Below are 13,791 nucleotides of genomic sequence, written 5' to 3' on the forward strand. Positions count from 1 at the left end.
TGTTCCTTGAGAGAAAGCTCAGCGTCGCATGCATGCAAACACCTCACGCACCCTGCTCGTCACCCTCCTCGGGGCGTTCGCGAGACGGAGCGACGGCTGGATGCCCGTCAGCGGAATCGTCTCACTGCTCGAGGAGGTTGGGGTCGACGAGTCGAGCGTCCGTACCGGGGTGTCTCGCCTCAAGAAGCGCGAATGGCTCACTCCCGAGAAGCGAGACGGCCGCAGTGGCTACCGGTTGACGTCACTCGCCAACCACATTCTCGCCTCAGGCGACCAGGTCATCTGGCACGCACGACAGCCCGCAGCACTCGAGGACGGCTGGTGCGTCGCGACGTTCTCGGTGCCCGAGCAGCAGCGCGCACAGCGCCACCTCCTCCGCTCACGCCTCGCCGGCCTCGGCTTTGGAAACGCGGGCCAGGGGGTCTGGATCGCCCCCGCCCGCATGTCCGCGGACGCGCGCGAACTCATCGGCTCGCTCGACCTGCGCGACAATACCAACATGTTCGTCGGGCGTCACGCCGGCGGCCAGGACCTCACACGAATGGTCCGCGAGAGCTGGGACCTCGACGAGATCGATCTGAACTACCGCGCATTCATCACGCGCCACCAATCCGATTTCGACGCCCTTGTGCGCAAGTACGGCGACGAGATTCCGCCGCGAGAGGCGTTCGTATTCTACATGCGCGCCCTCGATGACTGGCGGGTACTCCCCCTCCGCGATCCCGGCCTGCCGCGCGAACTCTTGCGGAGCGATTGGGCTGGCGACCCCGCTACCAAGCTCATCGAGCAGATCGTCCAGCGCTTCGAACGCCCCGCCCAAGGCTTCGTGTTCGACGCTGTCGCGCACTAGCTCTTTCTGCCGCGTCGAGTATACGACGAACTATTGACGAACGTAACGTAAGTGGGATATTACTTAGTCTTGTCAATGACGACTCTGGTGTTGCGGCACGTTTCCTACGGTGAAGTGGACGGCCGCCTGCCTGCGTGCCAACGTCACTGACTCCCATCGATCAGTTGTGACGAGCGTGCCGCGAAACCGGCCCTCGTCAGCGAAGAGAGGCAGTTGCACATGCGGAAGTCCTTCCTGTTACCCCTCGTGGCGCTCGCCGCGAGCTCGCTCGCCCTCACCGGCTGTGTCTCCTCCGCCGGAGGCTCCGATTCGGGCGACGCTGCCTCGGAAACGGAGAGCGGGAAGATCTTGATCGGCGCAGCAATCGCCGAGACCGGCTTTATGTCCCCATTCGACACACCAGCGATGAACTCAATGAAGATCGCGATCGACGAGCTCAACGCCAACGGCGGAATCGACGGCAAGCAGGTCGAACTCTCCATCATTGACACCGCCTCGGACCCTGAAAAGTACGCACCCGCAGCGCAAACGCTCATCGACGAGGGCGCCAAGGTCATCATCGTGACCTGCGACTACGACACCGCCTACCCCGCGGCCCAGGTCGCCGAGGAGAACAACATCCTCAATATCGCCCCCTGCGTGGGCGACCAGATCTACGGCCCCGCGGGCGGCCTGAACATCGGCTTCTCGATGGGCAACGGCGTTCCCGGCGAAGCCAGCGTGATGGCGGAGTACGCCTTCGATCAGGGCTGGAAGAACGCCGTGTTCCTGACCGATACGTCGATCAAGTACACACAGAACCAGTGCGACACCGCGCGTAAGCGCTTCCTCGAGCTGGGCGGAACCGACATCGGCAGCTACGACTTCGTCCAGGGCGACAAAATCCCCGAGAGCGTCTCGAAGATCGCCGGCGGCGCCGCGCCCGACGTCGTCTTCAACTGCAGCTACGCCCCCGGCGGAGCGCAGGTCGCCAAGGATGTGCGTGACGGCGGCATTACCGCTCCGATCATCTCCGGCTTCGGCATGGACGGCACCTTCTGGTTTGACTCGATCCCCGGCCTGTCCGACTACTACGTCGTGACGTACCCGTCGATCGGCGGCGATGATCCGGACCCCAAGGTCAACGAGTTCGTCAAGAAGTACGAGGAGACCTACGGTGAGGCACCCTCGGTAGGCAGCTTCGCCACCGGGCCCTCCTCGCTCGAAGCCATCCGCCTCGCCTACGAGGACGCGAAGTCCTGGGACGGCGACAAGCTGGCCGAGGCGTTCCTGAACTTCGAGGACGTCGAGCTGCTCGTCGGCCCCACGAAGTTCAGCGAGGACCTGCACATCAACGTGGAGCGTCCGCAGCGAGTCCTGAAGATCACCGACGGAAAGCGCGAGTTCATCGAGAGCCGCGTACCCGAGAAGATCCTCCTCTAACTGGATCGGTACATGACACAAGTAGCTACCACTCCCCCCGCAGGCGCACAGCGCCTGCGGGGGGAGTCCATCTCTCGCGCCTACAGCGGCGTCAAGGCCCTCGACAACGTCACCATTGAGGTCCCCCGTGGCCAGGTCACCGGGCTCATCGGATCCAACGGCGCGGGCAAGTCCACGCTCGTGAACATCCTCACCGGCTATGACCGCCCCGATCATGGTCGGGTGCTCGCCGATGGCGTCGATGTGACGGCGGTGAGGAGCGCCAAGCGCGCCCGCGGCGGCATCGGCCGCACCTTCCAGCATGGACTGCTGTACAAGCAGCTCAGTGTGCTCGAAAACGTCGAGGTGGCCGCGCTCGCGTGCGGCGCAGGCCGCAAGGGCGCCCGAGCCCTTGCTCTCGAGCTCCTCGAGGAGCTCGACCTGACCGACTGGATCCTGCACGACGCCGATCGCATTCCGCACGGCGTCGAGCGCCGGCTCGGCGTTGCCCGGGCCCTCGCGATCCGCCCGAACTACGTGCTGCTCGACGAACCGGCCGCCGGCCTGAACGACGGCGAAGCCGAGCACCTCCGGGGCATCATGCGCGCCCTCGCCGCCCGGAACCTCGGCGTGCTCCTGATCGACCACAACATGCCCCTCATCTTCACCAGCTGCGATCACATCTACGTGCTTGGCGCCGGCAAGAACGTGCTCGACGGCCCACCCGACGAGGTGCGCCACGATGAGCGCCTCGCCACGAGCTACCTCGGCAGCACCGCCGCCTCCATTGCGAAGGGATCGACCGAATGAGCGAGCCGCTGCTGAACGTCGAAGACCTCACGGTCTCCTACCGTGGAATTCCCGCTGTCAGCGGGGTGAGCTTTCATCTCGATGCGGGCGAACTCGTCGGCATCATCGGCCCGAATGGCGCCGGCAAGTCCTCCACGATGCACGCCCTCATGGGGCTCGTGCGCGCGGGGGCGAGCAACCTGAGCTTCGCGGGCACAAACCTGCTGGGAGTCCCCACCGAACGCATCGCGAGATCAGGTCTTGCGCTCGTACAGGAGGGCCACAATGTCTTCGGCCGGCTCACGGTGCGAGAGAACCTGCGGCTGGGCTCGACCGCCCGAGCGTCGACCGAGGGCCTTGCGGACGACCTCAAGTGGGTGCATTCGCTGTTCCCTATCCTTGAAGAATTCGCCGAACGGCCCGCGGGCCTGCTCTCCGGTGGCCAACAGCAGCAGCTCGCCATCGGCCGCGCCCTGCTCTCGGCCCCGCAGCTGCTCGCGCTCGACGAGCCTTCGCTGGGTCTGTCCCCCACCGCCGTCGACACAGTGTTCGCCTCCATCGCGAGCATCCGCGACCGCGGCACCGCCGTCTTGCTGGTTGAACAGCGCGCGCAGCAGACCGTTGCCGCCGCCGACCGCACCTACGTGTTGAGCGAGGGGCGCATCACGATGACCCTCACGCCCGCAGACGCGCAGGACTCCGCCCTTCTCATGAAAGCGTATTTAGGTTCATGACATTCCTGCAATCTCTCATTGACGCGACGTCCGCGGGCGCCGTCTACGCCCTCGCGGCACTCGGCATCGGCCTGGTGTTTGGCGTGCTGCGCCTCGCCAACTTTGCGAACGGTGAGATCATCACCGCCGCGGGCTACACGCTGATATTCCTGTGGCAGGTGTCCTGGCCGCTCGCCCTCATCGCTTCGGTGGTCGTGGCGATCGGCTTGTCCCTCCTCATGGACGCTGCGGTGTTCCGCTGGATCCGTTCGCAGTCGGCGGCCACACTGCTGATCGCAAGCTTCGGGGTCAGCATCTTGCTGCAGCGCATCTACGACGGCCTCTTCGGGACGAACGTGCGTACCGCCGCGGTCGCCCCGTCCCTCACGTCCTCCTTCATGATCGGGGGGCTCCGGATCAACCTCATCGCGATCGTGTCCATCGTGTTGGCGGCGATCCTGCTGCTCGGCGTGCACCTCTTTCTTTCGCGCACCCGCATGGGACTGCAGGTACAGGCGGCCTCGGCCGACTTCCAGGCCGCCCGCGTGCTCGGCATCCGCGCCGGGAGCGTGATCGCGCTCACCTTCGCCGTCAGCGGTGTGCTGGCCGCGGCCATCGCTTTTGTGCTGACCGCGCAGTCCGGTGCGGTCAACCCGACGTTCGGCGTCCAGGTCACGCTCTTCGGCCTGATCGGCGCCGTGATCGGCGGCCTCGGGCGACTCGGTGGCGCGGTCGTCGGCGGCTTCACCGTCGGCTTCGCCGTGTCGATGTTTACAACCTGGCTTCCCGCCTGGATCAACGACTTCCGCGTCGCGTTCGTCTACTTGCTGGTCGCCATCGTCCTGGTGATCGCACCCAACGGCATCTTCTCTGGAAAAGTCTCGAAGGATCGCACATGAGCCAGCCAAACCGTGCACGCACCATTGGCGGCACCCGCATCGCCGTCCCCGAATCACTCGCTCACCTGTGGACGCTGGCCGTCCCGCTCGGCGTGGTGTGGCTCGTCGCGATCATCGCGAGCGCAGCGTCGAAGTCCGCCTCGATCGACCTCGGCTATGCACTCGCGAACCTCATCATTGTGGTGGCTATGTGGACATTCATCGGCAACAGCGGAGTGCTCTCGTTCGGCCACATCGCGTTCGTCGCGGTCGGGGCCTGGACGCTCGCGCTACTCACCATCAACCCGGCCATGAAGCACTCACTCATGCCCGATTTGTTCCCGTTCCTCGCTGAGGCGAGTGCCAACCCATTCGTGGCACTGCTGCTAGCAGCGGCCGTCGGCGGCGTTGTCGCGCTCGTCAGCGGCCTGGCACTCATGCGCTTGCACGGCCTCGAGGCCGGCATCGCCACCTTCGCGCTACTCATGCTCGTGGTGCAGATCCTCACCTATTGGAAGCAGATCGGCCCGAAGTCCGGCCAGTCGATGGCGGGGTTGCCACACAGCTTCGATCTGCAGACGATCCTCTTCATCGCGCTCGGAGTCATCGTCCTGGCTTGGCTGTACGGACGAAGCCGCAGCGCCCGGATGCTGCGTGCCTCACGCGACAACGTGCAGGCGGCGCCCGCATCGGGCATCAACATCACCCTGCACCGGCTGATCGCGTTCACCGTTTCTGGCGCACTCGCCGGCATTGGCGGCGCGGTATGGGTGCAGATGAACGGGCTCGCGCAGGCCTCTCAGTTCTCGCTCGATTTCACGTTCACGACCATCGCGATGCTGGTCGTCGGCGGCATGCTCTCGCTCTGGGGCGCGGTGGTGGGTACGCTGCTGATCTCGGCGCTCAATCACGTGCTGGGTATCTTTGAGAAGGGGGCCCAATTCGGCGACGTGATCGTGTCGATCCCCTCGGGGAGCAGACTCATCGTCCTTGGCGCGGTCATGGTGTTGATCCTGATCTTCCGACCCTCCGGCCTCACGGGAGGGCGCGAGGCGATGTGGCCGTTCCGGCCGCGGATCCAGGTGCCCGCAAAGCCCACCGCCTAGGTCGGGCAGGCCGAACTTCTGTGAATTTCATTGCAGATACGTGACGCTCGACAATTTTAGGATATGTTAGACGCGGTTAGAGATCCTGGGTCAGAGTTGACACGGAAAGGCACACATCATGGCTGAGCGCTCATTCGCAAATGAGGTCAAGCTCCTGCGTTCCGGCGCGGGCACGCCGCTGCACGTCGAGGGCATTCTCGCCGTCACGAAGGCACTGCTCGAGTCGGGCGTCTCGTACGTCGGCGGCTATCAGGGCGCGCCTATCTCGCACCTGATGGACGTGCTCGGCGACGCCCACGAGATCCTGGAAGAGCTCGACGTCTACTTCGAGAACTCGGCCTCCGAGGCAACGGCGGCCGCGATGCTCGCCGCCTCGGTGCACTATCCACTGCGCGGAGCGGTCACCTTCAAATCGACCGTCGGGCTCAACGTCGCCTCCGACGCCCTCTCGAACCTCGCCAGCGGCGGCGTCAAGGGCGGCGCCCTCGTCATCCTCGGCGAGGACTACGGCGAGGGCAGCAGCATCATGCAGGAACGCTCGCACGCGTTTGCCATGAAGTCCCAGATGTGGCTGCTCGACCCGCGGCCGAACATTTCGGCCATCGTCAGCTCAGTCAAGCACGGCTTCGCGCTGTCGGAGGCAAGCAACACCCCGGTGATGCTGCAGCTGCGGCTGCGATCCTGCCACCTGCAGGGCTCGTTCGTCGCGGAGGACAACCAGCGCCCCCCGATGACCATCACCGAAGCCGTCGAGAACCCCAAGCGCGACACCAGCCGCGTCGTGCTGCCGCCCGCGAGCTTCCTCCACGAGCACGAAAAGGTAAGCTCGCGCTGGCCTGCGGCCGTCGAATACATTCGTACCAACGGCCTCAACGAGTTCTTCGACGGCGACGTCTCAGACATCGGCATCATCGTGCAGGGTGGCCTGTACAACACCCTCAACCGCGGTCTCGAGCTGCTCGGCTGCTCCGACGCGTTCGGCAACACCCGAGTGCCGATGTATGTCATGAACGTCACCTACCCCGTCATCGACGAGGAGGTCATCGAGTTCTGCGCCGGCAAGCGTGCGGTGCTACTGCTCGAGGAGGGACAGCCCGACTACATCGAGCAGAATCTGAATTCGATCCTGCGCAAGGCCGATTCGAAGACCGCGCTGCACGGTAAGGACCTGCTGCCGATGGGCGGCGAGTACACCACGCAGGTGGTCACCACCGGGCTTAGCCCATTCCTCGAGCGCTACTCGCCCGAGCTGATGGCGATCCGGCCCTCGCTGCTGTTGGCGGCCGATCACCCCGGCAGCCCCTTCGCACCGCGGGTCGACGCCGAGCAGGTACAGGCCCGCCCGCCCGGGCTGTGCACCGGCTGCCCGGAGCGGCCCATCTTCGCGGCGATGAAGCTCGCTGAGAAGGAGGTCGGACAGGATCACCACGTCAGCGCCGACATCGGCTGTCACCTCTTTGCCATCAACGAGCCGTTCAACCTCGGCGCGACCACGATGGGCTATGGTCTCGGCTCAGCCGGCGCGTCCGCCCTGAATCCCAAGGACGCGGATCGCTCCACGGTTGCGGTCATGGGTGACGGCGGGTTCTGGCACAACGGCCTCACCAGTGGCGTGGGCAACGCAGTATTCAACAAGAACGACCAGCTGCTCGTGATCGTTGACAACGACTATGCGGCCGCGACCGGCGGCCAGGACGTGCTCTCGTCTCGGTCGAAGAGCAAGATTCGCTCCACGCAGCACCCCATCGAGCGCGCGGTGCGCGGCGTCGGAGTCAAATGGGCCGAGACGATGAGCAACACGTACGACGTCGGCAAGCTCCGCGACCTGTTCGTAAAGGCGTTCACCAGCGAGGAAGAGGGCCCCAAGGTCATCATCGCGGAGAGCGAGTGCCAGCTCAACGCACAGCGTCGCGAGAAGCCGAAGACCCAGAAGAAGATCAGCGAGGGTAAGCGGGTCGTGCGCCAGCGCTTCGGCGTCGACGCCGACACGTGCACGGGCGACCACGCCTGTATCCGCATCTCGGGCTGCCCGTCGCTCACGCTCAAAGACAACCCCGACCCCATGCGCACCGACCCCGTGGCGACCGTGATCGACAGCTGCGTGGGCTGCGGCGTCTGCGGCGCGAACGCGCACGCGGCGTCGCTGTGCCCGTCGTTCTATCGCACAGACGTCGTCATCAACCCCAACTGGGGCGATCGCTTCCTCGGCAGCATCCGCGCCGCCTGGATTTCACTGTTGTCCGCGCCCATCGAGCGGCGCGCGAGTAAGTACGAGGTAGCAGCATGACGACTTGGGACACGGGTCGTCGGCCCCTCACCATCGCAATTCTCGCCATGGGCGGCGAGGGCGGCGGCGTGCTCGCCGACTGGATCGTGTCGCTCGGCGAGGCGTCGGGGTACCACACGCAGAGCACCTCGGTGGCGGGCGTGGCCCAGCGCACCGGCGCCACCGTCTACTACGTCGAGCTCTACCCCAAAAGCGACACCGCGACCGCGGGCAGTGCCCGCACCGAGCCCGTCCTCAGCCTGTTCCCGACCCCGGGGCAGGTCGATGTGGTGATCGCGTCGGAGCTCATGGAGGCGGGCCGATCGCTGCAGCGCGGCTTCTGCACGCCTGACCGCACGACGTTGATCGCTTCGACGAACCGGGTCTACTCAGTGACCGAGAAGATCGCGATGGGCGACGGCCGCGTCGACAACGAAAGTCTGTTGGCTTCCGCGCGCGCAGGCTCGAAGCTGCTGATCTCGGCCGACTTCAGCGAGCTCGCCGGCCGCGCCGGAAGCGTCATCTCGTCCTCACTCTTCGGGGCGCTCGCCGCCTCGGGGGCGCTTCCCTTCCCACGCGCGGACTTCGAGGAGTCACTGCGCCGATCGGGCAAGGCCGTCGAACGCTCGCTCGCGGCGTTCGCGCTCGGCTTCGACGCCGCCCAGCACGCGGCCGAGGCCGCCGCCGCCCCCAAGCGCCCCTCGGGCCTCGGCCCGGTGCGCGTCACGATCGGCCGGCGCCCGCCGGCCGACCCGGTGGCCGAGGCGGCCGCCGCTGAGCTGCAGCGCCACACCGACCTCGCGATCTCGGACCCCCGTCAGCTCGTGGGCGGTAAGCTCGCGGACCGCATGGATCGCGTTGCCGAGTTCGCGGAGCCCGCGCGCTCCATGGTCGTGCACGGCTGCGTGCGCACCGCGGTGTACCAAAACCTGGCCTACACCGACCGATTCCTCGACCGCGCCGCGCGTGTGATTCCCTTCGAGCAGATGCGCGCCGATGCCGTGGCAGAGCTCTCGGTCGAGGTCGCCCGGCACACCGCACTCTGGATGTCTTATCAAGACACCAGCCACGTGGCCCTGCAGAAGCTGCGCGCCCACCGCATGGAGGGCGTGCGCACGGAAGCGAAAGCGAGCACCGGCCAGCTCACACAGGTGCGCGAGTTCCTGCACCCCCAGGTCGACGAAATCACCGACACCCTGCCGACCGCGCTGGGTCGGGCGCTCTCACGCTCGAAGCTCTTCGAGAAGGTCGTCTCGCGCATCACCCGCAACGGGATGATCGTGAACACGACCTCCGTCTTCGGCTTCAGCTCGCTCTGGCTCATGGCCTCCATGCGGCCGATGCGGCCCCGCTCGCTCCGCTTCGGCCGTGAGCAACTCGCGATCGATGCCTGGCTCGACCTCATCGTCGAGACCGCTGCGGTCGACTATGAACTCGCGTGCGAGGTGGCGAAGTGCGCGCGCGTCCTCAAGGGCTATGGCCAGACACACGCTCACGGCAGCGAGAGCTTCGGCAAGCTGATGGAGGTTGTGCCGTCGCTCACGGGCCGGAACGACGCCGCGAAGGCGCTTGCACGCCTCAGCAAGGCCGCGCTCGCGGACGAAGACGGATCCGCACTGATTCGCGCCTTGGAACTGGCCGCGTAATCCGGCGAACTCTTGCGAACGCCGCGAAGGGCTGCCTAGTCTCGAAGCATGAACCGAGCAGAGGACAGCGTGAGAAGCGCCGAGGCCCAGAGCGGCGATTCATCCGAGCTGGAGTACGAGAAGCCCAAGAAGGAGCAGGAGCTCCGGGCGGATCTCGAGGAGCTGTGGCAGGACGAGTCCCCCGCGACGGCATGCGAGACCGACTTCGCCGACGAGGTGGACGGCCGCCTGGGCACCCGGCACCGCGGGAGCGAGACTCCCTAGTCCATCGAGTCCCCGTCGACGTACTGCCACCCGGTGCTTCCGCCGCGCAGGAAGCGGCTGTGCTCGCGCTGTTCGAAGCGCCCCTCGGACGTGCGCCCGATCGCCGCGAACGTCACCGTCCCGGTCTGATCGAACGGGCCGCCGAGCTCGGTCGCCTCGACCAGCAGCCGCAGCCACTTCGTGTCGGCTTCGAGCTCGAACTCGGACGCGTCGGGCCTGGTGCCCGGGTGCCACGACGCCAGCAGGAAGTCGGCGTCGCCCACCACGAATGCGCTGTAGCGCGCCCGCATGAGCCGCTCGGCCGTCGGTGCCTCCGCGCCCGCGTGCATCGCCCCGCAGCACGATCCGAAGCGCTCGCCCCGCCCGCACGGGCAGGGGTCGCTGGCAGCCACGACGGCGAAACCGGCCGCCAAACCTGTCACGCCCCGAGCTCCCCGCGCAGCACCCGCTGCAGGGTGTCGAGCCGCACGCCGCCGATTCCGAGGGCGCGGCTGTGGAACGCGCGCAGGTCGAAGGTGGCCCCGGAAGCAGCCGCCCGCGCCTCAGACTCGTCGCGCAGGTCTTCCCAGACCCGCTGCCCGACTTTGTAGGAGGGTGCCTGCCCGGCCCAGCCGAGGTAGCGCAGCACCTCGAAGCGCACCGAGGCGTCACTCATCGAGACGTTGTCGTGCAGGAACTCGAAGGCGTAGTCGCCGTCCCACACGCCTCCGCCGTCGGGCCGCTGCTTGCCGAGGTGCACGCCGATGTCGAGCACCACGCGCGCCGCGCGCAGGCGCTGCCCGTCGAGCATCCCGAGGCGATCCGCCGGGTCGTCGAGGTAGCCGAGCTGCTCCATCAGGCGCTCGGCGTACAGCGCCCAGCCCTCGGCGTGACCCGAGGTGCCGGCGAGCTGGCGCCGCCACTCGTTCAGGCTGCCGCGGTTCACGACGGCCTGCCCGATCTGCAGGTGATGCCCGGGCACCCCCTCGTGGAAGACGGTGGTGAGCTCGCGCCACGTGGCGAACTCGGTGTCGCCCTCGGGCACCGACCACCACATGCGGCCGGGCCGTGAGAAGTCGTCCGTCGGGCCCGTGTAGTAGATCCCGCCCTCTTGAGTCGGCGCGATCAGGCACTCCAGCGTCCGGATCTCGGCGGGAATATCGAAGTGAGCCGCGCCAAGCTCGGCAACCGCGCGGTCGCTCGTCTCCTGCATCCACCGCTGCAGCGCGTCGGTTCCGTGCAGTTTCCTCGCGGGATCCTGGTCGAGGAACGCGATCGCCTCGGCGACGCTTGCGCCGGGCAGGATCTCGCGCGCGATGCGTTCCTGCTCGGAGACCATGCGGGCGAGCTCCTCGATGCCCCACTCGTAGGTCTCGTCCAGGTCGACGGCGAGGCCGAGGAAGCCCTCGGAGGCGAGCGCGTACCGCTCGCGCCCGAACGCGTCGGCCTCGGGGGCGTGCGGCGCGACTTCCCGGGTCAGGAACTCGGCAAACTCGCCGTACGCGGCGCTGGCCCCACCGGCCGCGGCCTCGAGCTCGGCGCGGAGCGCGGGCGACAGCGTCGCTGCATCAGCCCCGGTGACGAAGCTCGTGAAGTGCCCGGCGGCAGCGCCCGTCCCAGCGTTTCGCCCGGCCTGCTCGGCGACCTCGCGCACCTGGCGGATGGCGGGTGCCCTCCCCCGCGCGGCGCCGAGCGCGAGCGACTCACGGTGCCCCGATAGCGCGGCCGGGACGGCTCGCAGGCGCTCGGCCACGGCCTCCCAGTCGTCCGCGCTCTCGAGCGGCATGAGGTCGAAGGAGTCGCGGATGTCCTGCACGGGCGACGCGATCACGTTGAGGTTTCGCAGGTGCTCGCCCGACTCGTGCTCGGCGAGCGAGAGCCGCAGCTCGGCACCAAGGTCGGCCTGGGTCACCGCATCGACGGCGTCGACCGGCACCGCCGCCGAAAGCTCGGCCAGGGTCGCCCGAGCGTCGGCGGCGTATGCCTCGGCGCCCGCGGGCGAGAGATCGGCGAGCTTGCCGTTCGCCTCGTTTCGACCGATCATCGTGCCGATCGTGGGCTCGTGCGCGACGAGTGTGTCGACCCACGCCTCCGCGATCTGGTCGATCGGGGTAGGCGTGCGCTCGCTCATCGGGCGTCGCCTTCCGCGGACGCCTCGCCCGCTGTGGCGGCGGCCCCGGCGGCAGGATCCTGCCCGAACAAGAGCGCCTTGACCTCGCGGCGCAGCACCTTGCCGATCATCGACTTCGGCAACGCGTCGACCTTCACGATGCGACGTGGCACCTTGTACGCCGTCAGGGTGTCGCGCAGCTGGGCGCGCATCGCCTCGGGGTCGAACTGCGCGCCGGGCTTCATCACGACCGCGACGACGACGTCCTCGCCGTTGCGTAGGCTGACCTCGCCGACCGCGGCCGCGTCCTCGACGCCGTCGAGCGCGCGCATCGCTTCCTCGACCTCAGACGGCGAGACGTTAAAGCCGCCCGTGATGATGAGCTCCTTGATGCGGTCGACAATTGACACATAGCCGTCCTCACTCATCGTCACGATGTCGCCGGTGCGGAACCAACCGTCCTGCAACACCTGAGCGGTCTCGTCCGGCTTTCGCCAGTACCCCGAGAACACCTGGGGCCCGCGGACGACGAGCTCGCCGGGCTGACCGAGCGGAACCTCGGTGGCGGGGTGATCCGGGTCGACGATCTTCACGTCCGTGTCGGGCAGCGGGATGCCCACGGCACCGATCCTGCGCCCATCGGACACCGGGTTGACCATCAACACGGGCGAGCACTCGCTCAGTCCGTAGCCCTCGACGAGCACGCCCTGGGTGCGCTCCTCCCACGGCGTGACGAGCGCGGTGTCGAGCGGCATGGCTCCCGAGACGGCGATCTGGATGCCCTGAAGGCTCACGCCCGCCTCGTCGGCGGCGTTCATGAGGCGCTGGTAGATCGGCGGCACCGCGGGCAGCACGCTCGCCGGGCGCTTCTTGATGACCTTGAGCACGAGGTCGGGGTCAAACTTCGGGAAAAGCACGAGGCGCGCGCCCATGCTCATCGCGTAGGTGAGGCAGAGCGTCAGCCCGTAGGCGTGGAACATCGGCAGCACCGCGTAGACGACGCAGCCCTCGCCGCGCGTGACCGTCGGGGTCCAGGCCTGCGCCATAGCGGCATTCGACAGCATGTTTCGGTGGCTGAGCATTGCGCCCTTGGGTGAGCCCGTCGTGCCGCTCGTGTATTGGATGACCGCGACGTCGCCCTGTTCGGGCTTCGGCACGCGATCGCTGATCGGGCGGCCCTTCACGAGCTCGGCGAAGCTGCGCACCCCCTTCGCCGGCTTCGTGAGCTGTGCCCGCTTGGTGCGAATGGATGGGACCGGGAGGGTCAGCGCGAGGCGCATCGCGCGCGGCATGCCCTTCGTGATGTCGACGGCGACGATCTCGGCGGGCAACACGTCGGCCGGGAAGTCCTGAATAGAGGGGACGACGGCGTCCCATGCGAGCACGACGCGGGCGCCGTGATCCTCAAACTGGTGCCGCAGCTCGCGCGGCGTGTACAGCGGGTTATGCTCCACGACGATCGCGCCGAGGCGCAGGATCGCGTAAAACGCCACGATGTGCTGCGGGCAGTTCGGCAGCACGATCGCGACCGGGTCGCCATGCTGTACGCCGAGCTTCCGCAGCGACTCGGCCACGCGGTCGATCTGCTCGCCGAGCTTCTTGTAGGTCGTCTCGGCCCCGAAGAACTCGAGCGCGACGGCCGAGGGGAACTCGGCGATTGAGCGGTCCATCAGCTCGGTGAGGGATCCGGGCAGCTCGCCGAGCGTGTGTGGCACGTCCGGGGCATAGCTGGCAAACCAAGGGGACGAAGCGTCGGGGAGGGGGGTGTCAGCAATCACAGGCCAACTTT

At 67.3% G+C, this 13,791-nt stretch carries 12 protein-coding genes; 9 read left to right on the plus strand and 3 right to left on the minus strand.

The features are described 5' to 3' along the window. Positions 1-28 precede the first annotated feature (28 nt). From KOE53_RS10350 to KOE53_RS10390, 9 genes are all read left to right on the plus strand, one after another. Complete coding sequence (locus tag KOE53_RS10350) at positions 29-850, plus strand: PaaX family transcriptional regulator (protein WP_188058415.1); 822 nt, start codon at positions 29-31, stop codon at positions 848-850. Positions 851-1,069: 219 nt separating this feature from the next. Then, positions 1,070-2,272 (plus strand): ABC transporter substrate-binding protein, encoded by a 1,203-nt coding sequence (locus tag KOE53_RS10355; RefSeq protein ID WP_188058416.1) that lies wholly within the window; start codon positions 1,070-1,072, stop codon positions 2,270-2,272. Between the two features lie 12 nt (positions 2,273-2,284). Beyond that, a complete protein-coding gene (locus KOE53_RS10360; protein WP_188058417.1) occupies positions 2,285-3,061 on the plus strand; it encodes an ABC transporter ATP-binding protein in 777 nt (258 codons plus the stop codon). Further along, on the plus strand, positions 3,058-3,774 hold the full coding sequence (locus tag KOE53_RS10365) for an ABC transporter ATP-binding protein (RefSeq protein WP_215401696.1): 717 nt from the start codon (positions 3,058-3,060) through the stop codon (positions 3,772-3,774). Before KOE53_RS10360 ends, KOE53_RS10365 begins: the two co-directional genes overlap by 4 nt. Then, entirely contained in the window at positions 3,771-4,652 is an 882-nt protein-coding gene (locus KOE53_RS10370) for a branched-chain amino acid ABC transporter permease (protein ID WP_188058418.1), read from the plus strand. The genes KOE53_RS10365 and KOE53_RS10370 overlap by 4 nt, the downstream gene beginning before the upstream one ends. Continuing rightward, a complete protein-coding gene (locus KOE53_RS10375) occupies positions 4,649-5,737 on the plus strand; it encodes a branched-chain amino acid ABC transporter permease (protein WP_188058419.1) in 1,089 nt (362 codons plus the stop codon). The genes KOE53_RS10370 and KOE53_RS10375 overlap by 4 nt, the downstream gene beginning before the upstream one ends. Before the next feature lie 118 nt (positions 5,738-5,855). Further along, on the plus strand, positions 5,856-8,024 hold the full coding sequence (locus KOE53_RS10380) for a thiamine pyrophosphate-dependent enzyme (protein ID WP_188058420.1): 2,169 nt from the start codon (positions 5,856-5,858) through the stop codon (positions 8,022-8,024). Continuing rightward, entirely contained in the window at positions 8,021-9,649 is a 1,629-nt protein-coding gene (locus KOE53_RS10385; RefSeq protein ID WP_188058421.1) for an indolepyruvate oxidoreductase subunit beta family protein, read from the plus strand. Before KOE53_RS10380 ends, KOE53_RS10385 begins: the two co-directional genes overlap by 4 nt. Before the next feature lie 48 nt (positions 9,650-9,697). Continuing rightward, the gene (locus KOE53_RS10390; RefSeq protein ID WP_188058422.1) at positions 9,698-9,913 is read left to right on the plus strand and encodes a hypothetical protein; all 216 of its coding nucleotides are present in this window, start codon (positions 9,698-9,700) and stop codon (positions 9,911-9,913) included. Here KOE53_RS10390 and KOE53_RS10395 read toward each other — a convergent pair. Genes KOE53_RS10395 through KOE53_RS10405 form a run of 3 tightly spaced genes read right to left on the minus strand, consistent with a single transcriptional unit; the run spans position 9,910 to position 13,777 of the window. Next, positions 9,910-10,335 (minus strand): YchJ family protein, encoded by a 426-nt coding sequence (locus tag KOE53_RS10395; RefSeq protein WP_241095549.1) that lies wholly within the window; start codon positions 10,333-10,335, stop codon positions 9,910-9,912. The two genes, KOE53_RS10390 and KOE53_RS10395, sit on opposite strands and share 4 nt — an antisense overlap. Further along, a complete protein-coding gene (locus KOE53_RS10400) occupies positions 10,332-12,023 on the minus strand; it encodes a DUF885 domain-containing protein (protein WP_188058423.1) in 1,692 nt (563 codons plus the stop codon). Before KOE53_RS10400 ends, KOE53_RS10395 begins: the two co-directional genes overlap by 4 nt. Then, a complete protein-coding gene (locus KOE53_RS10405) occupies positions 12,020-13,777 on the minus strand; it encodes a long-chain-fatty-acid--CoA ligase (RefSeq protein WP_188058500.1) in 1,758 nt (585 codons plus the stop codon). Before KOE53_RS10405 ends, KOE53_RS10400 begins: the two co-directional genes overlap by 4 nt. Positions 13,778-13,791: the final 14 nt, after the last annotated feature.

Source organism: Leucobacter sp. CX87 (assembly GCF_018682295.1).
Taxonomy (GTDB): domain Bacteria; phylum Actinomycetota; class Actinomycetes; order Actinomycetales; family Microbacteriaceae; genus Cx-87.